This is a genomic window from Proteinivorax tanatarense (assembly GCF_040267685.1).
GTDB classification, from domain to species: Bacteria; Bacillota; Proteinivoracia; order Proteinivoracales; family Proteinivoracaceae; genus Proteinivorax; species Proteinivorax tanatarense.
Genome location: NZ_CP158367.1, coordinates 2,576,177 through 2,602,007, shown reverse-complemented (window position 1 = coordinate 2,602,007; position 25,831 = coordinate 2,576,177). Strand labels below are relative to the sequence as shown.

The following is a 25,831-nucleotide window of genomic DNA, read 5'->3' as shown; positions in this document are numbered from 1 at the left end:
AGCCTTGTAAATCAAGGTTTGAAGAAAGGGTGACTGAAAGTGAAAGAAAGAGAAGTGGAACTAAAACTTAAAAAAGATGTGGAGGATATTGGTGGGTTTTGTCTTAAGTTCACCTCACCCGGTATGGCAGGAATGCCAGATAGATTGGTGCTATTTTCTAACGGCAGACTCTTCTTTGTAGAACTAAAGGCACCGGGGGAGAAGCTAAGAGCCCTGCAACTAAAGCGTAAAGAGCAATTAGAGGAATTGGGCTTTAAGGTGTATGTCATAGATTCGTACAAAGGGATCGAGCTGTTTTTACGGGAGGTGATGGCGTGAAATACAAACCCTATGACTATCAAGAGTATGCTAGACAGTGGATTATTGGAAAAGAGAAGTCAGCCCTGATGCTGGAAATGGGGCTCGGCAAAAGTGTTATCACCCTCACCGCCATTAATGACCTACTCTACGACTACTTTGAAATATCTAAAGTGCTAGTAATTGCTCCCCTTCGTGTAGCAGAAAGCACCTGGGAGGAAGAACTGGAGAAATGGGACCACCTAGAGCATATCCGACTCTCCAAAGTGCTGGGAACGGAGAAGGAGAGAATTGCTGCACTTCATAAGCCAGCCGAGGTGTATGTCATTAATAGGGAAAATACTAAGTGGATTATTGACTACTTTGAGAGGAAGACCTGGCCATTTGAGATGTTGGTCATAGATGAACTTTCTAGCTTCAAAAGTCCAAGGGCTAAGCGGTTCAGGGCATTAAAGAAAACAAGACCATTAATTAATAGAATTGTAGGGCTTACTGGAACACCTGCTCCTAATGGATTGATGGATTTATGGTCACAGATTTATCTATTAGACGGTGGCGAGAGGCTAGGAAAAACCATCACCGGCTACAGAGAGCGATACTTTCTCCCGGATAAAAGAAACCAGCATGTGATATTCAGCTATAAGCTAAAAGAAGGAGCAGAGGAAGCTATCTATCAAAAGCTCAATGATATCTGCATCAGCATGAAATCGGAAGACTATCTGAAGATGCCGGAGCTAATGATGAATGTGCTATCCATAAATTTAAAAGATGAAGAGCTTAAGAAATACAAGAAGTTGGAAAAGGAACTGATACTTTCTATAGAGGATAAGGATATCGTAGCCAGCAATGCAGCGGTTCTAATGGGGAAACTTCTCCAAATGGCGGGTGGTGCTGTTTATGATGAGGATAGAGGAGTACAGGAGATACACAAAGAGAAGCTAAAGGCGCTGGAAGATACCATAGAAGCGGCTAACGGAAAACCTGTACTTGTGTTTTATTCCTATAAGCATGATTTTGAGAGGATTCAAAAGTGCATTAAGAGTGCCAGAGTCCTTAAAACAGCAGAGGATATAAAAGATTGGAATAAAGGTAAGGTAGAAGTTTTACTAGCACATCCTGCTTCAGCGGGACACGGTCTTAACCTTCAAGCAGGAGGAAGTACCATCATATGGTTTGGACTCCCTTGGAGCTTAGAGCTCTATGGACAAGCCAATGCCAGGCTCTATAGGCAAGGACAAAAGGAAAATGTCATCGTCCATCATTTAGTGGCTAAAGGCACTGCTGACGAAGATGTAATGAAAGCACTTAGGTACAAAGAAAAAGGACAGCTGGAACTGCTAGAGGCAGTAAAGGCGAGAGTGAGAAAAATCAAAGGAGGAAAATGACAATGGGTGTAAATTTATATAATTCAGAAGGTTATCTGGACCCGACGGTTTATGAAGCATTAACCAATATTGAAAAAGAAAAGAAAGCTAAAAAGCGTAGAAAGATTGTTTTTATCTGTTCTCCCTTTGCCGGAGATATCGAGGGGAATATTCTAAGAGCCAAAAGATATGGACGATTTGCTGTAATCCAAAATGCTGTACCGATTATTCCACACTTGATGTACCCACAGTTTTTAAAAGAAAACGACCCAAAAGAGAGGCAGCTGGGGCTTGGTATGGGTTTGGTACTACTTGGGAAGTGTCATGAGTTATGGGTCTTTGGTGATAGGATATCTTCAGGTATGAATGTTGAAATAAAGAAAGCTAAAGACCTAAAGATACCTATTAGATATTTTACTGTTCAATGTAAACAGAGAAAAGAGGTGGAGTAATGACGAGACACGGTAAAACGATTAAACCAGACAAAACAGATTGCTTCGCATATCATCCTGATAAGTGCATCGCTCTAACGAAGAAAAACTGTGATGGATGTAGGTTTTATAAAACATCAGCGGAAGTAAAAGCAGATCGGGAAAAAGCTATGGCTAAAATCCGAACACTAGATATCGAAACCCAGGAACGGATAGCCAGTGGTGGTAAAGATGGATCCTTATGAAACCTTAGCAAATGCCATCATACTGCAATCAGTTAAAGATTATAGGGCTTCAAAACATCCATCCAATAGAGCCAGCATTGAGAGGTTCTTTCGTTCTGGGTGGTTTAGGGTGCTGACAAGCATTGATGGAGAAAAGTTAATAGCAGATTTGAGAAGGGAGAGAGATGCCGAATGAACGCAAAGGAATATTTATCACAGGCCATGTGGCTTGATCAAAGAATAAACAGTAAACTGGAACAGCTAGATACCCTAAGAGCTCTGGCTGCTAAAGTGGGTGCTAACCTTACAGAAGAAAAAGTGTCCGGCGGTAATAATATCAAAAGCCATGTAGAAAATACTGTAGCAAAGATAGTCGATTTGGAAAATGAAATAAACGAAGATATTGACCGTTTGGTGGATGTCAAGGCTGAAATCACAGGGACCATTAACCAGGTGGATGACCCTATTAGCCAAATAATTCTGGAACAACGTTATATTAATGGTAAGGGCTGGGACGAGGTTGCAAGAGAGATAGGGTTTGATATAAGGACGGCATTTAGGGCTCACGGAAAAGCATTAAAAGAAATTGAAAAAATAAAAAAACGTCAGTAAATGTCAGTGAATGTCATATCTAATATGTGCTATAGTATAAGATGCAAAGGTATAGAAAAATACGGTGTGTTGTCTGAATACGCCTAAGGGATAGATCGACCACGACTCCCGGGAAACGCAGCACCAGAGCCCAAAGGATAAATATCCCGAGGGCTTTATCTATACCTTTTAAAATAAACGGAGTTGATAACAAATGCCAAGAAAACCAAAGAGCCCATGCAAGCATCCAGGCTGTCCAAATCTAACGGGTAAAAGGTACTGTGATATACATACCGATGACAGACCCAGTGCTGCTAAGCGTGGTTATGACAGTAGGTGGAGGAAAGCTAGAGCGAGATTCTTAAAAGTGCATCCCCTCTGTGTTAGATGCAATTCTGAAGGCAAGCTTATAAAAGCTACCGTTGTGGACCATATTATTCCTCATAGAGGGGATGAACTTCTATTTTGGGATGAAAGCAACTGGCAGGCTCTTTGTAAAAGATGTCATGACAGAAAGACAAGGAACAAGGATCAGTATCGAGAGTATAAATATTAATTATCACTCGAAATAAAACTGTAATAATCTTATAAGGATTAAATATTTATATTGTAGGAGGTGTTGTCTATGGAAGAATTTAGAGACAATATTATAACTACAATAAATAGAGTGATTGAGGAAATTATTACTTTAAGAGATGATATAGCAGACAATAAAAAGGGTATAGAAGAGATAAAAACTATAAAGTATAAGTTAAAACAGCTAGAGTTATCTTTGAAACCGAAGCAAAAATTATTCAAGGAGAAGATAGACTCACTTGAACAAACATTAAAAGAATTGAAAGAGATTAGATTTAATATGATATTAGAAGATACAGGGAAAATGTTTGAAACTATAGATAAAAACTTATTGGATGGAATGAAACTTAAAGGTGGTAATGATGAAAAAGTAAAGAGAGTTATATATGAAAATGAAGATGTAGGAAGTATTGAAGTAATAGAAGAAAAAATGCCAGAAATAAAAATAAAAGTTACAGTTTATGAGAGCGTTGAAGAGTTTGATGTTCTGGAACCTCGTAGAATGTATGCTGTAATATCATACATCAATACAAAGTTTAATTATAAGGAGATTTAATGGTCAAAGATAATTAGGATAGCATTAAAACTAGCACTCCTACAGAGTTCGGATGCAGTGACACTAGCCTAGGGGCATTAAATCTCTACAACCCAGTAGTACCAGGACCGCCGCCCCCCTTCGTGTGAAAAATCGAGAAATTCCAGAGGGGGGTATAATGGTCATTTCAGGCCTTTAGAGCCATTGATATAACAAGAATTAAGAATAATCGAACACCTGTAAAACCTTTAGAAATAGTGGGGTTTAAGGGTGTTTTTTTATACCCAAATTTAAAAAGAGGTGAAGCTTGTGAAAACAACGGAAGAAATGAAACTCATCCCGGTGGATAAACTTATCCCTTATGCCAACAATGCCAGGACCCATAGTAAGGACCAGATTAATAAAATTCGCAGTAGCCTTAGGGAGTTTGGATTTGTAAATCCAGTACTCATCGACAAGGATAAAAATATTATAGCAGGGCATGGTCGCTGTGAAGCTGCAAAGGCAGAGGGTATAAAAGAAGTGCCTTGTGTGATGGTGGAGCACTTAACTGAAGCACAGAAGAAGGCCTATATCATCGCAGATAATAAACTGGCCCTTGAAGCAGGCTGGGATGATGAACTTTTAGCAGTGGAACTAGAAAATTTAAAAGACCTGAACTTCGATGTGGAGCTTACTGGCTTTAATGCTGCTGAGATTGATGAGCTATTCTCGAATATACACGATAAAGAAGTGGAAGATGATGACTTTGATGTAGATGCAACCTTAGAAGAAGAAACTATATCTAAACAAGGTGACATATGGCTCTTAGGCAGACACCGACTCATTTGTGGGGATAGCACCAAAGCTGAAACCTATGAAAAATTGATGGATGGGAAGAAAGCCAATCTGGTGGTGACGGACCCACCGTACGGGGTTTCCTACGATGGAAGCCAAGGAACTATCAAAAATGACAACCTACAGGATGAGGAGTTCTATAAATTTCTGTTAGACGCCTTTACTAACATGGAAAATCATATGGCCAATGACGCTTCCATCTATGTATTCCATGCAGATACCAAAGGCCATATTTTTAGAAAGGCCTTTCAAGATGCAGAATTTTACCTCTCTGGGGTCTGCCAGTGGGTGAAACAGTCTTTGGTATTAGGTCGCAGTCCGTACCAGTGGAAGCATGAGCCTTGCTTATTTGGCTGGAAGAAAAAAGGAAAACATAAGTGGTACGCAGGAAGAGCAGAGACCACTGTCTGGAATTTTGACAAACCTTCAAAAAGCGAACTTCATAGCACCATGAAGCCAGTCCCCTTAGTAGCCTACCCAATTAAAAACTCAAGCTTAACAAATAGTATTGTGTTGGAACCCTTCGGCGGATCTGGTAGTACATGGATTGCCTCTGAACAGACAGATAGAATTTGCTATGGGATTGAACTGGATGAACGTTTTGTGGATGTAATTGTGAAAAGATATGTCGAAGCTGCAGGAACTGACGAAGATGTATTTCTAATTAGAGATGGTGAGAAGTTGAAATATAAAGATGTTGTAACTGAATAAACCCCTTGCTATTTCCGTGATTTTGAGTGATGTATAGACATACCAAAATCATAGGAGGGGTTAAGATGAATCGAAAAGAGTTAGTAAAAGTAATAAGTGAACACTTTGGTGTAAAGGCAAAATATCTAGCAGCTCCTACATTTGCATATGAAATAAAAACAGAGGAGCAGACTTATACCATTGACAAGGAGGGAAAGATTGTGGATGAACAAGGACAAGTAACAGAGATGAGGGACGTGTTAAAACCAAGAGAGGACGAGCCTGCAGAGGATGTGCATATTGCAGCTACTGAAGCTATAGAGGACGTGCCCTCAGCTGCAGCAAAAATACGTATTCCCCTAGAAGAGCAAGACGGAAAGACCCTAAGGAATATGCTAAATATGATTTACAGCAAACAGCCGCTGATAAATAAATCGTTGGAGCTTTCAGAGAAGCTGATTGAAGAGGATTTTATTACCGCCATCAATGAAACTGACATAAGTACGCTAGCGGATTTTAAGATCTTTGTAACAGAGATTGGACGAGGCAAGACTCCCGGCATAACTTTTGATTTTCTAAAGGATGAGATGACAATCCAACTTCCAAGAGAAACTGCAGGTGCAGAAGAACTTTTTACCCTAATCTATAAACTGGCCAGAAAGCAAAAGCATGCGTCCTATAAATCTAAACCCATCACTAATGAGAAGTACACTTTTAGAACCTGGCTACTTCGATTAGGAATGGTGGGTGGGGAATATAAAGATGCAAGGCGAGAACTATTAAAGAACCTCACCGGCAACGGCGCCTTCAAGGGAGGAAGAGCCCATGAAGCCTAAAGTAAAACTGGTTGGTGAGAATGGAAACATCTTTAACCTGATGGGCATTGCAAGCAAAGTTTTAACGGAAGCTGGCAAGAAAGATCAAGCCGACGAAATGGTGGGAAAAATAACTCAGTCAAAGAGTTATGATGCGGCCCTTCAGGTACTGATGGAATATGTAGAAGTTGAGTAGAAATCTTTAGAAATACAGCAGAATTAACTTGCTATTATCCCCTTTCTAAGTGATATATGTACACAAGCAAAAATACACTGAAGGGGGATAAGAAATGAATAAGCGAGCATTTTTAAAAAGAAATTTTGGCATTGAAATTGAAATGACAGGAATTACCAGAGTTAGAGCGGCAGAGGTTGTAAAAGAACACTTTGAAGGAACTTTAAGTCGCACCTATGGCCAAAACGACACCCACGAGATTAGAACTAGGGACGGGCGAGTTTGGAAAATTACCTACGATGGCAGCATCAGAACCCAAAGGCGAGTAGCGGGCAGAAGGACACCAGCAGGAAAAGAATACAGCGTAGAGCTGGTAAGCCCAATCCTTACCTACGACGAGGACATCGAAAGCCTGCAGGAACTGATAAGAAAGCTGAGAAAGGCGAGGGCTTTTTCCACCAAAGATAACTGCACTGGAATTCACATCCACTTAGACGGGGCGGACCACACACCAAGAAGCCTTAAAAACTTTGTGAACATCATTCATGCTAGAAACGATCTTCTTTACGATAGCCTGCAGATTGAAAGAACAAGGATGTACTACTGCAAAAAGATGGATGAAAAGCTAGTAGAGAAAATTAAAGCGCAAAAGCCTACCACCTTTAAGGGGATCGAGGACATTTGGTACGAAGACTATAGAGGGCCAAGAACGAGAAAATACCATGACAGCAGGTATAGCTTCGCAAACCTACATTCATTTTTCAACGGGGTGGGAACGGTAGAGCTTAGGGGTTTTAACAACCCAAACCTTCATGCCGGAAAAATAAGAAGCTACATAGTACTGGCTCTAGCCATGAACCACCAAGCCTTAACCCAAAAGAATGCTAGCTCCAAAAAGCCACAGGTGGAGAACCCTAAATTTGCCATGAGAACTTGGCTAAACCGCATAGGCCTTATAGGGGAAGAATTCAAAAACTGCCGAGAGCATTTGGTAAAGCACCTAGAAGGCTCAGCAGCCTGGAGATTTCGAAGAGCCGCATAGAAACACCTAAAAAGCGGCGAGCCTAACTGCCACAGAGGGGGAAACCCCTCTTAGGGTGGTAGAAGGGGTCCCCTAGACGGATAAAAGCCAACACAGGCGAAGCTGGGGGCAAATTAGGCCCTTTTGGAAAGGATGAAAGCAAATGCAAATAATCAACGCCGCCTATGGCAGTAATCTCAATCTTAGGCAAATGGCAATGCGGTGCCCTACCGCCAAAGTGTATGGAACTGGGGTGATTCATGACTACCAGCTACTCTTTAAAGGCGCACCGGGAAACGCTTATCTCACCATTGAACCGAAGAAGGGTAGCAAAGTGCCAGTGGTGCTTTGGGAGCTGGAGCCGGAAGATGAAAATGCACTGGACCGCTATGAAGGCTACCCCAGTTTCTACGGAAAAGAGATGGTTCCAGTAGAACTTGATAGTGGTGAAATCGTAACTACCATGGTGTATGTTATGACGGATAAGATTCCAGAGCGGATTCACCTAAGCCCTCCCAGTCACCATTACCTAAACATCGTGCAGGAAGGTTATAAAGAGTTTGGACTTCCTAATCGGTACCTTGGTGAGGCTTTAGAGATTAGCCAAAAGGGAGGGAAACAGGATGGATAAGTTTTTCACCCAAAGCCACTGCGGCCGCTGCAAGGGAGAACTTAAAGGTGGAAGGACCATGTCCCGCTTTAACACCGATTGTATTTGTATCCCCTGCAGCGAAAAGGAAAAAGAAGATCCAGAGTATGAACGGGCTGTGAAGGAAGAACTGGAAGAAGTGAAAAAAGGTAATTACAATTTCAAAGGGATAAGAGGATAAAATTATAAGAAGAAGGGCCATCATAGGCTCTTTTTCTGGTTATTTAAGGAGGTGAAAGCCATGACCCAAAGAGGTAGAAAACCAAAACCAACAGAACTGAAAATACTGGAAGGCAACCCAGGAAGAAAACCCCTAAATGACCAAGAACCAAAGCCAGAAAAAAGAGCACCTAAATGCCCGTCATGGCTGGAGCCGGAAGCAAAGAAAGAGTGGAAGCGAATGGCGAAGGTTCTAGAGTCTATGGGAATTCTCACTAAGGTAGATATGACTGCGTTTTCAGGATATTGTCAGGCCTATGCTAGATGGAAGGAAGCGGAGGAATTTCTATCGAAACATGGGACCATATTTAAGACCCCATCCGGATATATTCAGCAGGTACCACAGGTGTCTATTGCTCAGACTTATCTTAAAGTGATGAAAGACTTTTGTTCTGAGTTTGGACTTACCCCTGCTGCAAGGACCCGTATCAGAATGGATATAGAAGAAGCAGCTAAAGAAGATCCAATGGCGGAACTGTTAAGGGTAAAAAACTAGAGGGAGGTGATGGCGATGCCTTACTCTGAAGAAAAAGCCAATAGAGTTATTAAGTTTATTGAGCAGTTAAAACTTACCAAAGGGAAATGGGCGGGAAAACCTTTTAAGCTACTTCCTTGGGAGATTGATTTAATAAAAAAAGCTTTTGGAACGGTAAGGAAAGATGGAACTAGGCAGTATCGCACGGTGTATGTGGAAATTCCTAAAAAATCGGGCAAAAGTGAAATCGCCGCAGCCATTGCCCTTTACATGCTCCTTGCTGATGGTGAATCCAACGCAGAGGTCTATGTTGCCGCTTGTGATCGTCAGCAAGCAAGCATCATCTTCAATACCAGCGTAAACTTTGTAGAAGGGAACCAGACCTTATCGAATGTAACTAAAACAGTAATGTCCACGAAAAGAATTGTCTATCCGAGAACTGGGAGTTTTTATCAAGTTCTAAGTTCCGATGTAAAATCCAAATCGGGGCTGAATGTTTCTTGTGTAATACTAGATGAGATTTGGACCTATCCTAATGCTGACCTTGCTAGGATGCTTACTACCGGCTCAGGAGATGCTAGAGAAGAGCCGCTCTTTATTTATCTTACTACAGCAGGAGATAAGCTAAGAGGTTATGGCTGGGAGATGCACCAAAAGGCGAAAGACATTTTAAATGGCAAAAGGATAGACGATACATTCTTACCAATTATTTATGGCCTTGATGAAGGTGATGACTGGGAGGATGAAAAGAACTGGTATAAAGCCAATCCAAGCCTTGGCCACACCATCAAAATAGAAAGAGTTAGGGAACACTTCCAGCAGGCCAAACAGGACCCAGCAGAAGAAGCTCTATTTAAGCAGCTGCGACTGAATATGTGGCTTAAGCAAAATATCAAGTGGATGCCTGTGGAAACTTGGGAGAAGTGTAGCATCCCAGTAGAGCCTGAGAAACTAAAGGGTAGAATCTGCTACGGTGGGTTGGACTTATCAAGCTCTACGGACATTACCGCTTTTGTATTGGTATTTCCACCAACGGAAGAAGATGATAAATACTATGTATTGCCATACCTTTGGATTCCAGAGGATAACATGGATTTAAGAGTACGTAGAGATCATGTCCCTTACGATATTTGGGAAAGAGAAGGTCATATTGAGACGACTGAAGGCAATGTCATACACTATGGTTTTATAGAAAAATTCATTGAGGACTTAGGAACTCGGTTTAATATACAGGAAATCGCATTTGATCGCTGGGGAGCAGTGCAGATGGTTCAAAACTTAGAAGGAGCAGGTTTCACTGTGGTGCCTTTTGGACAAGGATTTAAAGATATGTCGCCGCCCACAAGAGAGTTAATGAAACTGGCGTTAGAGAAAAGAATAGCCCATGGAGGGCATCCAGTGCTTAGCTGGATGATGGACAACATTCATATCAGAACGGACCCTGCTGGAAATATCAAGCCAGATAAAGCAAAATCTAGTGAAAAAATAGATGGTGCTGTGGCAATGATTATGGCACTTGACAGGGCTATTAGAAATGACGGAAATCATGGTGGGAAGTCGGTTTATGATGAACGGGGTGTTTTGGTGTTTTGATATATCATCTATTTCCCATGAATTAACGATATAGCTATGATATAATATAACTAATTGGGGGTGGAGATGATTGAACTTTAAAAAAGTAGGAATAGTAATAGATGAAATTAAAGATCTTGAAAATTATGAGGATTTGAGTTATTATGCTCTTCATCTTCATCCTAAGTTTTCTCTTTGGAGACTATTTAGTGGTCAGTGGGAAGGGATACCTTTTTATCTGCAGGAGTTTTGCAATGAAATAGAGTGCATATTGCAAAACAATTCCATTACAATTGAAGAAATCCTGCTGTATTTAGCCAACTGTACAGAAAGAAGTTCGTATTTCTTTGTTTGCAGAAACTTATTGAATGCTAATATAGGGAAAAAATTAAATGAACAAGAAATACATGAGATTTTATCTTCTGAAACAAAGATGCCGGAAGAGGTGGTCATAAGCAGAGAAAAAATCTGCTGTGCTATTGCGGCTTATGTACTAGACACATACCGTTTTGATAGATCGGATCTTAGATTAATTTGTTCCAGAGAGCGATTTCAATATAACACCACAGATTATAAACTAACTAAGGTTAAGGGTATTAAATTTTGTTCTGATGGCTTTATTTATGATGAAAAATATTACTTATACAGCATCTTTGTTAATAGAGAAAAATTAGAATTTTCAGACAAGATGCCGGCTGTATTTAAGATTTTATCTGAAGAGGTCATACTAGAAAAAGCTGACTTTTTTATGAGATTAGATGAGAGATTGTCCATACCATTGTTAGAGGCTAAAACCAGACGATTGCTTTGTTTTGAGAAATTTAGAGGATTGAATTTTAACTTTAATAATACGCAACTTGAAAATAATAAAAATATTATTGTTCATATAGACTCAGAAAATTTAAATAAACTGTTAATGGTCATTAAGAAAGATTATGATAGAGAACGTGACGAAGAGTTTTGGCACATTGAAATAGAGGAGCTGCCTTATGTACAGGAAGATAGCGTCAGGGATCCAGTCTATGTAACTTTTATTCATGGAAAGTATTATCCTAATAAAAGAACATTTAAGCACATTGACTTTACTAAGAACCAATATGAACATAATGATTATAGGATTAAATATCAAGATACTAATAGCGACATTAAGATAGATTATTATACTACTAAAGAGTGTCATTATAAAATTTGGTGTGTAGAAAACATTAACATTAGCGAAGAAACATGGTGTAAAGTTGTTAGTACATCCCTTGGTTTATCATATAGAAAGCTGTTTTACGAAATAATAGAAAGCGGAACCACTTAAATTTAGGCATCTATAAAAATTAGATGCTTTTTTCATGCCCATTTTTAGGAGGTGATCAAGTTTGAAAATACCGATAATATCAAAGTTATTTAATTCAAGAGCTGATCCAAAGAACAGCATGTGGGAGAGTGCCTACAGCTTTTTCTTTGGTCCAACCAGTAGTGGAAAGCATGTAGACGAGCGAACTGCCATGCAAACATCTGCTGTTTATGCCTGTGTAAGAATTCTATCTGAGACCATAGCATCACTACCGCTTCACACCTATGTCCGAACAGATAAGGGAAAAGAAAAAGCAATCGACCATCCTTTATACACTTTGCTCCATGATGCACCAAACGATGAGATGACCTCCTTTGTGTTTAGAGAAACGCTGATGAGCCATCTTTTATTATGGGGAAATGCATATGCCCAGATAATTCGAGACGGCAGAGGGAAAGTGATGGCACTTTATCCACTGATGCCGGACAAAATGACGGTGAAACGAAGTGAGAGTGGTGAGATTTACTATAGCTATCAAAAAGACAGTGAAGAGAATATCTTAAGAAGTTATGAAGTGCTTCACATCCCGGGGCTTGGTTTTGATGGACTGGTGGGACATTCTCCCATTGCCATGGCAAAGCAAGCAATAGGAATGGCTATCGCCACAGAGGAATACGGCGCCACCTACTTTAAAAATGGTGCAAACCCCGGTGGTGTATTAGAACATCCCGGTATACTAAAGGATCCGGGGAAGGTAAGGGATAGCTGGAATAGCGTTTATGGGGGCAGTAATAATGCCAATCGAGTGGCTGTCTTAGAAGAGGGGCTTTCCTTTAAACCCATTACCATTCCACCGGAGCAGAGCCAGTTTCTCCAGACACGTAAGTTTCAGATTAATGAAATTGCTAGGATATTTCGTATTCCGCCACATATGATTGGGGATTTGGAGAGGTCCAGCTTTTCAAACATTGAGCAGCAGAGTTTGGAGTTTGTGAAATACACACTGACACCTTGGCTCTCGCGCTGGGAAATGGCTATGAAAAAGACCCTGCTGTCACCATCGGAACAGAAGGACTATTTCTTCAAGATGAATGTGGAGGGCCTTCTTAGGGGGGACTATAAGACTAGAATGGAAGGTTACAGCATTGGTATTCAAAATGGTTTTTTAAGTCCCAACGATGTGAGGGAACTGGAAGACCTAAATCCTATTGAGCATGGGGATGTCTATGCTGTGAATGGAAACATGCTAAAACTCGAAGATATAGGTGCTTATGTTAAAAAAGATAAGAAAGGAAGTGAGGGATAGATGAAGTTTTGGAATTTTGCTAAGACAGAAGAAGGGAGGACACTTTACCTTGATGGATATATTGCAGAGGAAAGCTGGTTTGAAGATGATGTAACGCCTAAGATTTTTAAAGAGGAACTTGAAGCAGAAAGGGGAGATATCACCCTGTTTATCAACTCCCCAGGGGGAGACTGTTTTGCTGCAAGCAGGATTTATACCATGCTAAAGGAATACGAGGGCAAGGTCACTGTTAAGATTGATGGGATTGCCGCCAGTGCCGCCTCGGTTATCGCTATGGCAGGAGATGAAGTTCTTATGTCTCCCACAGCAATGCTTATGATCCACAACCCGGCTACCATCGTATGGGGCGAGGTATTGGATATGAAAAGAGGCATTGAAGTCTTATCAGAAGTCAAAGAAAGTATTATCAATGCTTATGAGTCAAAAGCAGGGCTCACTAGACAAAAAATATCAACCATGATGGACAAAGAAACATGGATGAGTGCTGGAAAAGCTCTAGAGTTAGGCTTTTGTGATGAAGTGCTTTATACCGAAAAGAAAGTGCCGGATGCGGTTGTAAATGGCTTTCTCTTTGACAAGATGACGGTGACCAATCATTTTATTGGCAGGTTAAATAAATCAAAACCTACAACCAAAAGTAAAGAAAAAGTAGAAGGAACTGATGTAAGTCAACTGGCCAAGCGGCTGGAATTAATCAAATAGGAGGAATGTGAAAATGGATAAGGTATTAGAACTTCGAGAAAAACGAGCGAAAGTGTGGGATCAGGCTAAGAAATTCTTAGATGAAAAAAGTGGTGAAAATGGGATTTTATCTCCAGAGGACACCGCCACTTATGAAAAGATGGAAGCTGAAGTGGTGGCCCTTGGAAAAGAGGTAGAAAGACTAGAAAGGCAATCAGTCCTTGATTTAGAGTTATCAAAAGCCACTACCAATGCTATAAGAAACACGCCGGAGAATAAAAACGATCCTGAAAAACAAGGTAGAGCATCAAGGGAGTATGACAGAGCCTTTTGGAATGCTATGAGACGCCAAACGACGGAATCTGCAAGAAACACCTTAAAGATTGGAGAAGACAGTGAGGGCGGATACCTTGCGCCAGATGAATTTGGAAGAACTCTCATTGAAGCTTTGGAAGAAGAAAACCTAATGAGAAGCATTGCAAAAATCATAAAAACTTCCTCAGGGGATAGGAAAATCCCAGTTGTGGCATCTAAAGGGACGGCTTCTTGGGTAGATGAAGAAGGACCAATTCCAGAATCTGACGATAGCTTTGGGATTATGTCTATTGGTGCTTATAAGCTAGCTACCATGATTAAGGTATCAGAAGAGCTCTTACAAGACAGTGTGTTTAATCTAGGCACCTATATTGCAAAAGAGTTTGCAAGACGTATCGGTCAACGAGAAGAAGAAGCCTTTATTACCGGAGACGGGAACGGGAAACCAACAGGGCTCTTTGGAAGTGCTGAGCTTGGACACACAACAACAGCTGCTACCCTAAAGTTTGATGACTTAATGGATCTCTTTTATTCCCTAAAGTCACCATATAGAAAGAAAGCGACCTTTATAACTAATGATGCAACCATTAAAGAGATTAGGAAGCTTAAAGATGGAAATGGTCAGTATTTATGGCAACCATCTGTTAGAGCAGGAGAACCTGATACGATTTTAAATCGACCTGTAAAAACTTCCAGCCATGTTCCAATAATTGAGGCGGCTTCAAAGCCTATTGCCTTTGGTGATACCTCCTACTATTGGATTGCCGATAGACAGGGGAGATCTTTCCAAAGACTGAATGAACTTTATGCTGCAACCGGGCAAGTTGGATTTAAAGCGACTCAGCGTGTGGATGGTAAGCTCATTCTTCCTGAAGCCGTAAAAGTACTACAGATGAAAGCGTAGGTGAATTGAATGAGTCAAAACTATAAAGAAAATGGCGGCGATAAATGGGTCGTAGGAGGCACTCTTGAGATAAAAGAAGGGGCCTCTTTTTTAGTGGAAGGAAAACCATTCACTGGAGGAACCTTAATAGAATCTCAGGAAGAAAGCAATGCCACTACTGTTGCTGCTTTAAGAGATGATTTCAACGAACTTCTTGTGAAATTAAAAGCTGCAGGGCTGATGAAGTAGAAAGGATGGTGAGGGCATGATTACTTTAGAAGAAGTAAAGCTTTATTTGAGAGTAGAAGGTGATGAGGAAGATGCCCTCATTGCCTCACTACTTACAGCATCCACGGAACTATGCGAAGGGATCCTAAGATATCCACTCACAGAGTTTGAAGAAGTTCCGGAGCTTGTTAAGAACGCTGTACTCTTTGCCACCGCTTCCATGTATGAAAACCGGGAAGGAGATGGCATTAAATCTACCTTCGAAACCTTGAAAAATCTCCTAAGCCCTTATCGAAAGGAGAGCTGGTGATGGGATGAAGATTGGAGATTTAAGACACCGGATCACTTTTCAAAAGAAAATCACCACCGTCAATGAAAATGGCTTTGAAGTAGAAACAATGGAAGATGTGAAAACAGTATGGGCATATGTCAGTCACCTTCATGGGAGAGAGTTTTATCAGGCAGCTCAAGTGCAGGCAGAGCATACGGTAAAGTTTACGATTAGGTATATTCCGAAGCTGGACCCTTCTATGGAGATTTTATTTCGTGACAAACGCTATAACATCATCGCCATTGATAACATCAAATACAGAAATAAGTGGGTGGAAATTCGGGCGCAGGAGGTGGTGCAAAGTGGCTAAGATGGAACTGGAAGGGATGGAGGAATTAATTAGTGCCGTTGAGAAGATGGGAAAAGCCGGGGAGAGGATTGAAAATAAGGCACTTCGAGAAGCAGGAGACGTAATTCAAAATGCCATTGTAGAAGAAGCACCTGAACGAACTGGGACATTAAAGAGAAGTATTAGACGCTCCGGTGTTAGAACCAAAGAAGGGATGAAGCATGTGCAGATAGGACCAGGTAATGCCGGCTGGTACGCTAAGTTTTTGGAATTTGGAACCGTCTACACGAAAGCCAACCCCTTTATGTCGAGAGGTTATGAGCAGTCCAAAGATAAAGCCATGGAGAAAATCTCATGGGAGCTAAAGAAAGGGCTGGGGCTAAGATGAATAAAACCATTTTATCGGCCCTATCTTCTTTAAGGGCTCCCGTAGCTTTTCAAACCTATAGCGGAAATGCTGAAACCTATATTACCTTTTTTACCTACCTGGATAAAACCGAAATTTATGCTGACGATGATGAACTCATTACCGGCCAGTATATTCAGCTGGACATCTGGTCTAAGGGAGATTATACGGAGTTAGTAAAAGAAGTACACAAAAACATGAAAGAAGCAGGATTTATTAAATTAAATTTCTATGACCTCTATGAGAAGGACTTAAAAATTTATCATAAGGTCATGCGATATAAGAAGGAGGAGAATTAAATGGCACAAGTAGGATTAAAAGAACTACATTTTGCAAAAGTGCTAGAAGATACAGCGGAAAGCCTTTTATATGATGAGACTGAGGAGTTGGCAGGAGCCATAAACGCCACTATTAATCCAACAGTAAATACTCAGGAACTTTATGCTGATGATCAGCTTTGGGAGTCGGTGTCAGCCCTTGGAAAGATTGACGTGGAGATTGAGACAGCTGATCTTCCCTTAAAAACGAGGGCTACCCTTACAGGGAGCAAAATCGTTAACGGAGTATTAATTGAAAAAGCAGGAGATGTACCACCACACATTGCCCTAGGGTTTAAAAGCCAAAAGTCCGATGGTAAGTATCGCTACATCTGGCTTTTAAAAGGAGTAGCTCAACCTATGGCAGAGGATTATTCGACAAAAAGGGACAACGTGGAACATAGAACACCAAAGCTGCGATTTGTTTTTATGCCAAGATCTCACGATGGACAGTGGAAGCACACTGCCGATGAAGGAAGCCCAGAGTTTACAGAGGCAGAGGACTGGTTTGAATCCGTACCTGGCGATATGACTCAAGACTAAATTGGAGGTGATTAAATGCAGATCGCACTTAAAATAAAGGGCAAGGATAAGATCTTTACTACAGATTTTATCTCTGCTCGTATGGTAAGAAGAACCATTGAAGTATCTCAAAATACGAATTTCGATAACATCAGTGTAAAAGAGTTAGATACACTGGTGGCCTTTGTAGTGGAGATCTTTGAACATCAATTTACGGTAGATGAAGTCTATGATGGGCTTTCCTCAGATAAATTATTCTCCACCATTACCTGCTGTATTCAGGAAGTCACAGGAAGTGTAGAAGATGTAACAGCAGGTGATGAAAAAAACGGCTAAAGGGGAGTGTGATTTCTCCCCAAGAGTTTATAGATAAGTTGTACCTGAATTTATTAGAGCAGGGTTGGAAACTGCATGAAATAGACAACATGGACATCGTGTACTACCTCAAACTAATGCGAAGAAAGCTGGGGCAGGAGCAAACTTATATTGATGAAATATTGTAAAGGGGGTGGATAAATTGGCAGAGGTAGGAAGTTTAAATGTTCGAGTGGGGCTTGATGCCACTGGCTTTCAAAATGGCATATCCAACATTAATCAACAACTTAGAAAAGTACAGTCAGAGTTTAAGTTGGCAAGCTCCGAGATTGGAAAGCATGGCGGTGAGCTGGATAAGTTAAGGGCAAAGTCAGATACCTTAACTAATCAAAAGGCATTGCAAAGCAGAAAGGTAGAAGCTTTAAGACAGGCCCATCAAAGGTCGGTAGAGACCAAGGGGGCCGATGCTAAAGCTACACAAAATTTAGAAATCAAACTAAATCAAGCCCAGACTAGACTTAATTACATGGAGCAAGATTTAAAAAACGTCAATAGAGAAATAGCTAAACAGTCCACCTCCTGGTATCAGATGGGAAAAGCTTTAGAACCAGTTGGGCAGAAAATGCAGGCCGTAGGGAAACAGATGGGCGATGTGGGTAAAAACCTCACAAAAAAAGTAACTCTCCCCTTAGTGGGAATTGGTACGGCAGCGGTTAAAGTAGGTTCTGATTTTCAGGCAGGAATGAGTGAAGTACAAGCCATTAGTGGCGCTACTGGTGATGAAATAAAAGCCCTAGAGGATATCGCCAAAGAAATGGGTTCTACCACTAAATTTTCTGCTACTCAGTCAGCAGAAGGGCTTAAATATATGGCCCTTGCAGGATGGGATACAAAAGAGATGGTAGCAGCCCTTCCTGGAGTCCTTGACCTCGCAGCCGCTGCTAATATGAATTTAGCACAGGCTTCAGATATCGTCACAGACACTATGAGTGCTTTTCAAATGGAAGCTAAAGAAGCTGAAACAGCGGTAGATATCTTTGCAGCGACTTCTTCTAAATCGAACACGGACGTACGTCAGCTTGGAGAAGCCATGAGGTATGCCGGTGCTTCGGCTAATGCTGCAGGAATGGATCTGGTGCATACAAACACTGCTCTTGCTATCTTTGCCGATTCAGGTATTAAAGGGTCGCAGGCAGGAACTACTTTTGCAGCTGTGCTAAGGGATATCAGAAATAGTGCTGAAGATGGGTCAATTGCAATTGGTGAAACAGCCGTAGCCGTCTATGACGCTGAAGGGAATATGAGAGACCTTGGCAGTATTATGGCAGATGTTGAAGCCGCGACAAAAGGGATGTCTGATGCCCAAAGAGACGCCGCCCTTGGAGCTATATTTGGCGAGCAAGCTATGCGTGGTGTTAACATTATGCTGGCAGAAGGCTCAGAGAAATATACAGAGTTGGAGGCAGCCATTCGAGGTTCTGATGGTGCAGCAGGTGATATGGCTTCCACTATGCAGGATAATCTTCAAGGGGAACTGACCAAATTAAAATCTGCGCTTGAAGGGGTGGCCATTCAGATCTTTGAGGTATTGGTCCCTCACTTAAATACACTTGTGGCGAGCCTTCAAAATGCAGTAGCTTGGTTTTCAAACCTTGATGAGAGTACCCAAGAGACCATTATTAAAGTCGCAGCCCTTGTAGCTGCTATTGGTCCACTTCTTATTATCGGTGGGAAAATCGTATCTGGCGCTGGAGCGATTATTGGAGCCTTTTCTAAAATTTCCATCGCCATTGCCGGTAAAACAGCAGCCGCAGGAACAGCTACTGCCGCAACAGGAGGACTGGTTGCAGCAAAAGGGGCACTGGCAACAGCAGCGACCGTCCTAACAGGCCCCATTGGCCTTGCCGTAGCAGCGGTAGCAGCGCTAACCGTAGGCGGAATTGCCCTTGCTAGACATTTAAGAGAGGACAGCATTCCCGCTGTTGACTTATTCGGTGATGAAGTATCTGCATCCACGGAGGAAGCGGTAGGTGGATTTATGGAGCTTAACGAAGAGGCGACTATTGCTCTTAACCAGCTTTCATGGAGTGGTCAGACGGTAACCGAAGAAATGGCCGAAGGAATCACATCAAACTTTACACAGATGGCAGAACAAGTCCAAGCTGGTCTTGATGAACATCATGAAGAATCTTTAGCAAAGATGCAAGACTTTGTCAGTAACAGTGCAGAAATGTCAGAACAAGAGCAGCAGGAAGTTTTAGAGAATATGCAAACAGGCTATGAAAATAGAAAACAGGCTATAGCTGATGGAGAGGCGAGGATAAAAGAAATCCTAGATACAGCGTCTGAAGAAAAAAGAGCTCTAACTAAATCGGAGCAGGAAGAAATCAATGCTATCCAACAAGAAATGGTGGAAACAGGCATACAAGCCTTATCTGAAAGTGAGCTAGAATCAAAAGTCATTATGGAACGAATGAGAGCTCAAGCGGGAGAGTTGAGTGCCTTACAGGCGGCTGAAGTGGTGCAAAACAGCACAGAGCAAAAAGAAGGTGCTATTGAAGCGGCTAAGGACCAGCATGATGAGGTCATCCGTGAAATCATACGTCAACGGGATGAAGCAGGGAGTATCACAAAAGAGCAAGCCGATCGTTTGATTCAGGAGGCAGCTAGACAGAAGGAAGAGTCTATCAAAAACGCTAAAGAGATGCACGATAGTGTTATTTCAGAGGCAAAAATTCAGGCAAACGAGCATGTAGATCAAGTGGATTGGCAAACAGGTGAAGTTCTATCTAGGTGGGGAGTTATGAAAAACAGCATCGCCGAAAGGTCAAGGGAAATAGGAGATAGTATAAGTAACTCTTGGAACAACGTTAAAAACACAACGACTAAAACTTGGGATGACTTAAAATCTAATACCTCAGAGTCTTGGCAGAACATGCGAGACACTATTAGCGAAAACGGTGGTGGAATACAAGGAACAATTAGAACCTTTACAAATAGGTATAGAAAAGATTGGGAAAATAGCCTAACTGCTATGGACGACTTAACCGGTGGAAGGTTTTCTTCTATGGCGGATAAAGTATCAGAGTCGTTTTCAAATATTGGCGATTCCATACAAAGTGGTATCGACCGCCTTAGAAGCTGGAACGAGCAAAGGATAGAAGATAAGGAAGTTACCATTACTCAAAGAGTTCAAAACATAACAGAAAATATTACAAGTAGGGTGCCATCTCCATTTCAAAGAAACTTTCAAGGGACAAGCTTTTTTCAAGGTGGGCTAACTATGGTAGGAGAGCTAGGTCCAGAGCTTGTTGAACTGCCCAGGGGCTCTAAGATATATAACGATTACCACACAGAGCAGATTCTAGATAAAAAAGCCGATATCAACCACACAGGAACAATTAAAGTGGTAGGGGTAAGCAATCAAAACGAACTTTATGAAACAGTTGATATTATCATGGATAGGCTACGTCAGGAGGCTAGAGGCTAATGGATGATATTAGAATTGAAAGCATGGAAAAAGTACGCCTTAGTGAAATTGTTAAAAAAGTCTATCCGCCAAAATATAGAAGTATTAAAATAACAAACCAACTGTTAGATGGAAGTTACCACACCCAAGTTATAGGTGACCCTCAAAAAAGTATTAGCTTTAAAGTGATAGCCAATCAAGGGCAGGTTGAGATAATAGATGAAATTGAATCCAAAGCCGAATATATAAGGCTAATAGAGTACGATAAAAGTTTTATTGGAGAAATAGATGGGCCTATTATGTGGTCAAGGATTACGGTGGGGTTTAAAGATAGAAACCGCAGGCTTTTTAAAGGGGATGTAAAGTTAAACATCTTAGATGAGGAAAAATACAAATGAGAAAAATACCACCTTCCTTAAAAGAAAAACTTGCAAGTAAAAAGTATACTAAGTATAAAAATACAGACCCCAAGATAGAAGTAACTATCTCAAGACCTCGCTCCTCAATCCAAGATACCACCTATTTTAATACAGAAATTATAAGGGAAAAGGAAGGAATATCAGATATAGCAGTTACACCTCAAAGACTAGCCCCTTTAGGAAGGCCAACTGGTATTTATGAGATCCATATAGATAACGGTATAGCTAAAACTTCAAAAAGAGCATACCCAGATAAAAAAGGCGACGGATTTATTAATCAATTCGAAGTAGGAAAAGCAAAGTCTGTAGCAATTGCCTTTGATGGTAGGTGGGAGTTAAACCAAAGAAACCTATGGAATATAAAGACCTATGAAAAGCCTTATATATTTTGGGTAGATAATAGCGGCGCTTTGTATACCCAAAGGTGGGATGCACATAACACAAAACAAAAGCTAGCAGAAGGTGTAAAAAAAGTTACGGCCATACGGGGCTGGAAAAGTGTAGCTGTGCCAGTTCATGACCATGGAGTAGTAGCAGCTTACATTAAGACAGATGGAAAGGTTTATTATAGAAACTATTCAGAGCAAGAAGATAACAATTTTGTATGGGAAAATGAACGGGCCGTTTCAGAGTTTGCTAAAAAAGCCCAAAATATAAACCTCTTTTTAACAAACGACTATCGCTTAGGCTTTATTATCGAAGATGAAAATGAAACCATAAGCTGGGCTATAACTAAAAGAAATTGGGCTGGCATGGCAATTTCACCTGAAAAGATTCATGTTAGGCCACATACTTTAAATATAAACTTTATCCCTATTGATTACCTAGATTTATCGGCTTTAAAAGAAACAATAAATATAAAACCTGACAAAGTAAATTTAAAGCTTTTGTATGCCAGCACAGACAATAGCTTTATGCATATCGAAAACATGCCAGACGCTGAAGAAAACTGGGGCAAGATTTTAATAGTTAGGGTGAAAAATGAACTTTATAACTACAAAGAATCTGACTTTGAAATTGAGGATAACTTTAATAGAAAGTACTATCCTGAAAGCATTGAAAAGATAGATAAAAAAACGTATAAGCTTACATTTACAAACTTTAATGACGTAGGTGAAGAAGGGGTTTTAAGATTTAGAGCAAATGAAACGGAAAATGGAGTGGGTGATGTTTATGAGCCATTTAAGCAAAAGTTTTACCCTAAAAATTTAGTGCCAGAATCACTACCTTTACCTAAAGTGGAGGAGATCTACAATGAGTAGAAAATGGGAAAAATCAGACGGCAAGTTTGTGGTTATAAAGTTTGATAAAGCCCTTACAAATGAATTTAAAGATAAAACCCTAAACAATGATGCTTTTACTATAACAGGATCAGAGCATAAGCACGTAAACGGTCCACTGATTGACAAAGATTATCCACTTAAAAAAGTTGACGCTGTACCATTATGGTCAAAAGAAAATGTAAGCTTAGAGGAAAATCCCCATAAAGAAGAAAAATCACTATTTTTTCAAGGAAACAACCATATCAGCATCCCCTTTATTGAAAAATACAGTTCTGACAACCTAAGGGTTAAGGCTCGCATTATGACAAACACAACTAGCGGAAACCAAAGAATAGTAAATACACCAAATGATAATGCTTGGGCGCTTTATATATTTAACGGTCAACCTAGAGTAAACATATATGGCGAGCAACATGGTGGACCAAATGGGGACTACTTCAAGCGCTACAAATTTCATGATATAGAGTTTAGTTACAAAAAGGGTGAAGTGGATATATTCTTTGACGGTGAAAAAGTATATTCCTTTACCACTACTAACAAAGTATTAAAGCCTACAACCGGAATTGAAATCGGTAAACGTGATGACGGTAACTACTTTGATGGCATAATCTCAGATGTTGAAATCTGGACAAATGACACTAAAGTTGGTCACTGGAAGATTGATGAAGAAGCAGGTGACACAGCTTTTGATCTTATAAACAATAACGATGGGGTTATAGATAGACCAACATGGTATTATAACGTTTTTGAGCCTTTTTGGGGCTCTTTTTCTTATTATATAAACAGCCAAGGTCAACTCATTGTTAGCACAAGAGACTCAGGAAGATGCGTCTTAACAAATCCTAAAGAATTTAAAGACGGAGAAATTTTAATTAAGGTAAAGACGCAAAGTAAATCTAATAGTCAAATAAGGGCACACTTAAGAACAAAAGATAACTCAAATGGTGAACAAGGATATTTTGTAGAGATTTACGGTGGAGATGATATCATTCGCATAGCTTGTTATAGGCCTAGCTTTGCCACTTTAGCTTCTATGGATTACCCCTGGGATACAGACACTTATTACTGGGTTAGATTTCAAGCAATGGGGGATAAGCTAAGAGCTAAAGTTTGGCCAGATAAAAAAGAAGAGCCTGATAGCTGGATGTTAGAAGCTGAAGATGATCAATATGAAAAAGGCAAGTTTGGTATAGGTTACTTTACCTCCACAGGAAGAAAAACCTTTGATCACATCTCATTTTTAGAAGGCGATGGAGTGTACAAGCCTACTAAAGAAGTACAGACAAAGGCGATAGAATCTGAACACCCCTGTATGTTTAAGATAGAAAAAAGTGAGCCGGAAAATACAAAGGTAGACTCTTTTATCTCTTTTGACAAAACTAACTGGCAACCTATAAATAGCGGCGAAGTAATAGATGACAAAACCTTTTATTTAAAGTTTATCTTATCTACAGAAAAAACTTTGATTACACCAACTCTAAAAAGTACTGCTTTAGCTGATAACTTAAAGATAGTTTTAGAAACTAAGGATTTAAGCACAGAAAGATTTCAAAATGTTAAGGGTGAGCTTACAGTTTCATATGACGCTTCAAAAGGTAATTTAACAGGCGAGTTTGGAAGTGTTGAAAGTTTTACTGAAAACTTTAAGCCAGAAGGTTTAAAGCCCCTCTCAAACCCTAATCTCACTGAAAATATAAATGTATCAACAGACTATTTCCTTGAATTTATTAAAGTTAAGTATAAAGGTGTGCCTGCAGAGAAAGAAACAATAACAGCAAAGGCGATAAACTTAGATTTAGACTTTATCCATATAGATGTGATTAACCCATAGAAAAGAGGTGTTATAAATGAAGGTTAAAACAAAAGCAAAAATCCATAACCGCTTTGATATTGAAGTTAGAGATGCTAAAACAAATAAACTAAAGATAAAGGGGCAGGCAGAAAATATTATTTTAAATCGTATGTATAGTCGGTTAGTAGAGTTTGAAAGCTATTTTGATAATATTGTGTTTGGAAAAGGCACAGGAACCCCAGAGCCTACCCGCACATCCCTTTTTGATAGGATTGATAGAAAAAGAGCTACAACAGAAGAAGTTGTCCGAGACTTTCCTGTTAGCTCTTGGACAAAAAGCATCAGGTTAGAAGCTGATGAATACGTAGGAGAGTCGATAACTGAAGTTGGTATTAGTAACCATAACGTAAGTGTAAACACCCACGCTTTAATTAAAGATGCGGAAGGGAACCTCTTAACCATCAACAAAACCGACGTCGATATTATAACTATATATGCCACAGTTTTTATAGAGCTAGATAATTCTAACCCTGATATTGACTTTTTTCAGAAGGGAACTCAAAATAGATTGATCTCATACCTTACAGGTGATGATTTTTCTAACCCTAGACTTGTTATAGGTGACATAGGTGAGACGACCCAAACCGGTGATGTAGGAAACTATATATACTGTAGGTTTTTAACTTCCGCAGCCGACGAGCAAAATCGCAAAGTTACCTTCTCAACCAGGCTTAACACCGACGAAGGAAACTATGATATCTATGAAGTAGCCCTTTCAGATTTGTGTAGGGCTAGCTTAATAAACTCAACTAAATGGCAGCCTTTTAGATTAGAAGAGCAAAATATTGGAGTTGGGGATGGGGAAACTACTGAATTTGACTTAAAAAGATATGATATCTTTGATGTAGATATAAAAGTTGATGGGCAAAAGGCTGAAAACATTACATTAAAGAATATAGATAGTGGGGCGCATCGAGAAAGACTTCCTCTTTGGAAGGCCATAGATTTATCATTAAACCCAAATAACCCTAATATATTTTCAAGTCCCTTTAACGGAAAGCCTGAGTATGCCGAGCTTTTGCCGACAACTGTAGTAAAGGTAGAACCAACTAATATAGTAGGTAAGACATTAGAGTTTGTCCTTGAAGGGGAATACTCTTTTAGCGCAAGACGGGCCTATGTATATGTAGATGGCTCAAATGATGGGGAAGAATTTGAACAAATCTACTCAGCTTCAGATAGAGGATGGGACCCCAGCACCTATACCTACACTATAGAGGAGCCATATGAATATCTACGGTTTAGATTTTCAGGCCACGATAGCTCAACATCTACCATCCATTCTGTTAGGATGCTAAACGAAAACTATAAAACTCCAACAGTTGTTTTTAACACGCCTCCTAATGAAGGTGCCACGATTACAGCAGATTATACGGTGCCTTATATACCTAAGACAGAGGATTATGTGTTAGATGTTTCCTTTGAGATACAGTTTGGGGAAGGTTAAATATGTGAGGTG

Annotated in this window: 32 protein-coding genes; all 32 read left to right on the top strand. The window is 40.3% G+C overall.

Translation table 11 applies throughout. The annotated features are described in order from the left end of the window. Positions 1 to 39 precede the first annotated feature (39 nt). The 32 genes from PRVXT_RS12760 (at position 40) to PRVXT_RS12605 (ending at position 25,819) form a co-directional block, all read left to right on the top strand. The gene (locus PRVXT_RS12760) at positions 40 to 318 is read left to right on the top strand and encodes a VRR-NUC domain-containing protein (protein ID WP_350343246.1); all 279 of its coding nucleotides are present in this window, start codon (positions 40 to 42) and stop codon (positions 316 to 318) included. Further along, positions 315 to 1,682, top strand: coding sequence for a DEAD/DEAH box helicase (locus PRVXT_RS12755; protein WP_350343245.1), 1,368 nt, complete (start codon positions 315 to 317; stop codon positions 1,680 to 1,682). The genes PRVXT_RS12760 and PRVXT_RS12755 overlap by 4 nt, the downstream gene beginning before the upstream one ends. 2 nt (positions 1,683 to 1,684) lie before the next feature. Beyond that, positions 1,685 to 2,113, top strand: coding sequence for a DUF7768 domain-containing protein (locus PRVXT_RS12750; RefSeq protein WP_350343244.1), 429 nt, complete (start codon positions 1,685 to 1,687; stop codon positions 2,111 to 2,113). Next, positions 2,113 to 2,337, top strand: coding sequence for a hypothetical protein (locus PRVXT_RS12745; protein WP_350343243.1), 225 nt, complete (start codon positions 2,113 to 2,115; stop codon positions 2,335 to 2,337). Before PRVXT_RS12750 ends, PRVXT_RS12745 begins: the two co-directional genes overlap by 1 nt. Continuing rightward, positions 2,324 to 2,512, top strand: coding sequence for a hypothetical protein (locus PRVXT_RS12740; RefSeq protein WP_350343242.1), 189 nt, complete (start codon positions 2,324 to 2,326; stop codon positions 2,510 to 2,512). The genes PRVXT_RS12745 and PRVXT_RS12740 overlap by 14 nt, the downstream gene beginning before the upstream one ends. Continuing rightward, on the top strand, positions 2,509 to 2,928 hold the full coding sequence (locus PRVXT_RS12735) for a DUF1492 domain-containing protein (protein ID WP_350343241.1): 420 nt from the start codon (positions 2,509 to 2,511) through the stop codon (positions 2,926 to 2,928). The genes PRVXT_RS12740 and PRVXT_RS12735 overlap by 4 nt, the downstream gene beginning before the upstream one ends. A 193-nt stretch (positions 2,929 to 3,121) precedes the next feature. Then, on the top strand, positions 3,122 to 3,463 hold the full coding sequence (locus tag PRVXT_RS12730) for an HNH endonuclease (RefSeq protein ID WP_350343240.1): 342 nt from the start codon (positions 3,122 to 3,124) through the stop codon (positions 3,461 to 3,463). Positions 3,464 to 3,532: 69 nt separating this feature from the next. Beyond that, positions 3,533 to 4,039: a hypothetical protein gene (locus PRVXT_RS12725; RefSeq protein ID WP_350343239.1), complete on the top strand. Its 507-nt coding sequence runs from the start codon at positions 3,533 to 3,535 to the stop codon at positions 4,037 to 4,039. Between the two features lie 288 nt (positions 4,040 to 4,327). Then, positions 4,328 to 5,566: a site-specific DNA-methyltransferase gene (locus PRVXT_RS12720; protein ID WP_350343238.1), complete on the top strand. Its 1,239-nt coding sequence runs from the start codon at positions 4,328 to 4,330 to the stop codon at positions 5,564 to 5,566. Positions 5,567 to 5,631: 65 nt separating this feature from the next. Beyond that, complete coding sequence (locus PRVXT_RS12715; RefSeq protein WP_350343237.1) at positions 5,632 to 6,381, top strand: virulence-related protein; 750 nt, start codon at positions 5,632 to 5,634, stop codon at positions 6,379 to 6,381. Beyond that, entirely contained in the window at positions 6,371 to 6,556 is a 186-nt protein-coding gene (locus PRVXT_RS12710) for a hypothetical protein (protein WP_350343236.1), read from the top strand. Before PRVXT_RS12715 ends, PRVXT_RS12710 begins: the two co-directional genes overlap by 11 nt. A 94-nt stretch (positions 6,557 to 6,650) precedes the next feature. Continuing rightward, positions 6,651 to 7,577, top strand: a complete 927-nt coding sequence (locus PRVXT_RS12705; RefSeq protein WP_350343235.1) for an amidoligase family protein — start codon at positions 6,651 to 6,653, stop codon at positions 7,575 to 7,577. Positions 7,578 to 7,719: 142 nt separating this feature from the next. Beyond that, entirely contained in the window at positions 7,720 to 8,187 is a 468-nt protein-coding gene (locus tag PRVXT_RS12700) for a gamma-glutamylcyclotransferase family protein (protein WP_350343234.1), read from the top strand. After that, positions 8,180 to 8,386 carry a gamma-glutamylcyclotransferase gene (locus PRVXT_RS12695; protein WP_350343233.1) on the top strand — a complete coding sequence of 69 codons (207 nt, stop codon included), beginning with the start codon at positions 8,180 to 8,182 and terminating at the stop codon, positions 8,384 to 8,386. Before PRVXT_RS12700 ends, PRVXT_RS12695 begins: the two co-directional genes overlap by 8 nt. Positions 8,387 to 8,446: 60 nt before the next feature. Beyond that, a complete protein-coding gene (locus tag PRVXT_RS12690; protein ID WP_350343232.1) occupies positions 8,447 to 8,920 on the top strand; it encodes a phage terminase small subunit P27 family in 474 nt (157 codons plus the stop codon). A gap of 15 nt (positions 8,921 to 8,935) precedes the next feature. Next, positions 8,936 to 10,492 (top strand): terminase large subunit, encoded by a 1,557-nt coding sequence (locus PRVXT_RS12685; RefSeq protein WP_350343231.1) that lies wholly within the window; start codon positions 8,936 to 8,938, stop codon positions 10,490 to 10,492. Between the two features lie 70 nt (positions 10,493 to 10,562). After that, positions 10,563 to 11,777, top strand: a complete 1,215-nt coding sequence (locus PRVXT_RS12680) for a hypothetical protein (RefSeq protein ID WP_350343230.1) — start codon at positions 10,563 to 10,565, stop codon at positions 11,775 to 11,777. Between the two features lie 67 nt (positions 11,778 to 11,844). Further along, positions 11,845 to 13,062, top strand: a complete 1,218-nt coding sequence (locus PRVXT_RS12675) for a phage portal protein (RefSeq protein WP_350345165.1) — start codon at positions 11,845 to 11,847, stop codon at positions 13,060 to 13,062. Further along, positions 13,063 to 13,764 carry a head maturation protease, ClpP-related gene (locus PRVXT_RS12670; protein ID WP_350343229.1) on the top strand — a complete coding sequence of 234 codons (702 nt, stop codon included), beginning with the start codon at positions 13,063 to 13,065 and terminating at the stop codon, positions 13,762 to 13,764. A 13-nt stretch (positions 13,765 to 13,777) separates the two neighbouring features. Then, a complete protein-coding gene (locus PRVXT_RS12665; protein ID WP_350343228.1) occupies positions 13,778 to 14,962 on the top strand; it encodes a phage major capsid protein in 1,185 nt (394 codons plus the stop codon). Between the two features lie 9 nt (positions 14,963 to 14,971). Beyond that, a complete protein-coding gene (locus PRVXT_RS12660; RefSeq protein ID WP_350343227.1) occupies positions 14,972 to 15,190 on the top strand; it encodes a Head fiber protein in 219 nt (72 codons plus the stop codon). A 16-nt stretch (positions 15,191 to 15,206) separates the two neighbouring features. Then, positions 15,207 to 15,479: a head-tail connector protein gene (locus tag PRVXT_RS12655; protein WP_350343226.1), complete on the top strand. Its 273-nt coding sequence runs from the start codon at positions 15,207 to 15,209 to the stop codon at positions 15,477 to 15,479. Between the two features lie 4 nt (positions 15,480 to 15,483). Then, positions 15,484 to 15,810 carry a phage head closure protein gene (locus PRVXT_RS12650; RefSeq protein WP_350343225.1) on the top strand — a complete coding sequence of 109 codons (327 nt, stop codon included), beginning with the start codon at positions 15,484 to 15,486 and terminating at the stop codon, positions 15,808 to 15,810. Position 15,811: 1 nt separating this feature from the next. After that, the gene (locus tag PRVXT_RS12645) at positions 15,812 to 16,177 is read left to right on the top strand and encodes an HK97-gp10 family putative phage morphogenesis protein (protein WP_350345164.1); all 366 of its coding nucleotides are present in this window, start codon (positions 15,812 to 15,814) and stop codon (positions 16,175 to 16,177) included. Then, on the top strand, positions 16,144 to 16,494 hold the full coding sequence (locus PRVXT_RS12640; protein WP_350343224.1) for a hypothetical protein: 351 nt from the start codon (positions 16,144 to 16,146) through the stop codon (positions 16,492 to 16,494). Before PRVXT_RS12645 ends, PRVXT_RS12640 begins: the two co-directional genes overlap by 34 nt. Continuing rightward, a complete protein-coding gene (locus PRVXT_RS12635) occupies positions 16,495 to 17,055 on the top strand; it encodes a major tail protein (RefSeq protein WP_350343223.1) in 561 nt (186 codons plus the stop codon). It abuts the gene before it with no gap. Between the two features lie 15 nt (positions 17,056 to 17,070). Further along, the gene (gpG, locus tag PRVXT_RS12630) at positions 17,071 to 17,370 is read left to right on the top strand and encodes a phage tail assembly chaperone G (protein WP_350343222.1); all 300 of its coding nucleotides are present in this window, start codon (positions 17,071 to 17,073) and stop codon (positions 17,368 to 17,370) included. A 181-nt stretch (positions 17,371 to 17,551) separates the two neighbouring features. After that, positions 17,552 to 20,839, top strand: a complete 3,288-nt coding sequence (locus PRVXT_RS12625) for a phage tail tape measure protein (protein WP_350343221.1) — start codon at positions 17,552 to 17,554, stop codon at positions 20,837 to 20,839. Continuing rightward, entirely contained in the window at positions 20,839 to 21,216 is a 378-nt protein-coding gene (locus PRVXT_RS12620) for a hypothetical protein (RefSeq protein WP_350343220.1), read from the top strand. Before PRVXT_RS12625 ends, PRVXT_RS12620 begins: the two co-directional genes overlap by 1 nt. Beyond that, complete coding sequence (locus PRVXT_RS12615; RefSeq protein WP_350343219.1) at positions 21,213 to 22,499, top strand: hypothetical protein; 1,287 nt, start codon at positions 21,213 to 21,215, stop codon at positions 22,497 to 22,499. The genes PRVXT_RS12620 and PRVXT_RS12615 overlap by 4 nt, the downstream gene beginning before the upstream one ends. Next, positions 22,492 to 24,351 carry a LamG-like jellyroll fold domain-containing protein gene (locus PRVXT_RS12610; RefSeq protein ID WP_350343218.1) on the top strand — a complete coding sequence of 620 codons (1,860 nt, stop codon included), beginning with the start codon at positions 22,492 to 22,494 and terminating at the stop codon, positions 24,349 to 24,351. The genes PRVXT_RS12615 and PRVXT_RS12610 overlap by 8 nt, the downstream gene beginning before the upstream one ends. A 16-nt stretch (positions 24,352 to 24,367) precedes the next feature. Continuing rightward, the gene (locus tag PRVXT_RS12605) at positions 24,368 to 25,819 is read left to right on the top strand and encodes a hypothetical protein (RefSeq protein ID WP_350343217.1); all 1,452 of its coding nucleotides are present in this window, start codon (positions 24,368 to 24,370) and stop codon (positions 25,817 to 25,819) included. The last annotated feature ends 12 nt before the right edge of the window (positions 25,820 to 25,831 follow it).

Excerpts from the sequence above, each read along its gene's own strand:
- PRVXT_RS12750 (WP_350343244.1), top strand. The coding sequence starts at position 1,685 with ATGGGTGTAAATTTATATAATTCAGAAGGTTATCTGGACCCGACGGTT.
- PRVXT_RS12745 (WP_350343243.1), top strand. The coding sequence starts at position 2,113 with ATGACGAGACACGGTAAAACGATTAAACCAGACAAAACAGATTGCTTC.
- PRVXT_RS12740 (WP_350343242.1), top strand. The coding sequence starts at position 2,324 with ATGGATCCTTATGAAACCTTAGCAAATGCCATCATACTGCAATCAGTT.
- PRVXT_RS12735 (WP_350343241.1), top strand. The coding sequence starts at position 2,509 with ATGAACGCAAAGGAATATTTATCACAGGCCATGTGGCTTGATCAAAGA.
- PRVXT_RS12730 (WP_350343240.1), top strand. The coding sequence starts at position 3,122 with ATGCCAAGAAAACCAAAGAGCCCATGCAAGCATCCAGGCTGTCCAAAT.
- PRVXT_RS12725 (WP_350343239.1), top strand. The coding sequence starts at position 3,533 with ATGGAAGAATTTAGAGACAATATTATAACTACAATAAATAGAGTGATT.
- PRVXT_RS12715 (WP_350343237.1), top strand. The coding sequence starts at position 5,632 with ATGAATCGAAAAGAGTTAGTAAAAGTAATAAGTGAACACTTTGGTGTA.
- PRVXT_RS12710 (WP_350343236.1), top strand. The coding sequence starts at position 6,371 with ATGAAGCCTAAAGTAAAACTGGTTGGTGAGAATGGAAACATCTTTAAC.
- PRVXT_RS12705 (WP_350343235.1), top strand. The coding sequence starts at position 6,651 with ATGAATAAGCGAGCATTTTTAAAAAGAAATTTTGGCATTGAAATTGAA.
- PRVXT_RS12700 (WP_350343234.1), top strand. The coding sequence starts at position 7,720 with ATGCAAATAATCAACGCCGCCTATGGCAGTAATCTCAATCTTAGGCAA.
- PRVXT_RS12695 (WP_350343233.1), top strand. The coding sequence starts at position 8,180 with ATGGATAAGTTTTTCACCCAAAGCCACTGCGGCCGCTGCAAGGGAGAA.
- PRVXT_RS12690 (WP_350343232.1), top strand. The coding sequence starts at position 8,447 with ATGACCCAAAGAGGTAGAAAACCAAAACCAACAGAACTGAAAATACTG.
- PRVXT_RS12685 (WP_350343231.1), top strand. The coding sequence starts at position 8,936 with ATGCCTTACTCTGAAGAAAAAGCCAATAGAGTTATTAAGTTTATTGAG.
- PRVXT_RS12670 (WP_350343229.1), top strand. The coding sequence starts at position 13,063 with ATGAAGTTTTGGAATTTTGCTAAGACAGAAGAAGGGAGGACACTTTAC.
- PRVXT_RS12665 (WP_350343228.1), top strand. The coding sequence starts at position 13,778 with ATGGATAAGGTATTAGAACTTCGAGAAAAACGAGCGAAAGTGTGGGAT.
- PRVXT_RS12660 (WP_350343227.1), top strand. The coding sequence starts at position 14,972 with ATGAGTCAAAACTATAAAGAAAATGGCGGCGATAAATGGGTCGTAGGA.
- PRVXT_RS12655 (WP_350343226.1), top strand. The coding sequence starts at position 15,207 with ATGATTACTTTAGAAGAAGTAAAGCTTTATTTGAGAGTAGAAGGTGAT.
- PRVXT_RS12650 (WP_350343225.1), top strand. The coding sequence starts at position 15,484 with ATGAAGATTGGAGATTTAAGACACCGGATCACTTTTCAAAAGAAAATC.
- PRVXT_RS12645 (WP_350345164.1), top strand. The coding sequence starts at position 15,812 with ATGGAACTGGAAGGGATGGAGGAATTAATTAGTGCCGTTGAGAAGATG.
- PRVXT_RS12640 (WP_350343224.1), top strand. The coding sequence starts at position 16,144 with ATGGGAGCTAAAGAAAGGGCTGGGGCTAAGATGAATAAAACCATTTTA.
- PRVXT_RS12635 (WP_350343223.1), top strand. The coding sequence starts at position 16,495 with ATGGCACAAGTAGGATTAAAAGAACTACATTTTGCAAAAGTGCTAGAA.
- gpG (WP_350343222.1), top strand. The coding sequence starts at position 17,071 with ATGCAGATCGCACTTAAAATAAAGGGCAAGGATAAGATCTTTACTACA.
- PRVXT_RS12620 (WP_350343220.1), top strand. The coding sequence starts at position 20,839 with ATGGATGATATTAGAATTGAAAGCATGGAAAAAGTACGCCTTAGTGAA.
- PRVXT_RS12615 (WP_350343219.1), top strand. The coding sequence starts at position 21,213 with ATGAGAAAAATACCACCTTCCTTAAAAGAAAAACTTGCAAGTAAAAAG.
- PRVXT_RS12610 (WP_350343218.1), top strand. The coding sequence starts at position 22,492 with ATGAGTAGAAAATGGGAAAAATCAGACGGCAAGTTTGTGGTTATAAAG.
- PRVXT_RS12605 (WP_350343217.1), top strand. The coding sequence starts at position 24,368 with ATGAAGGTTAAAACAAAAGCAAAAATCCATAACCGCTTTGATATTGAA.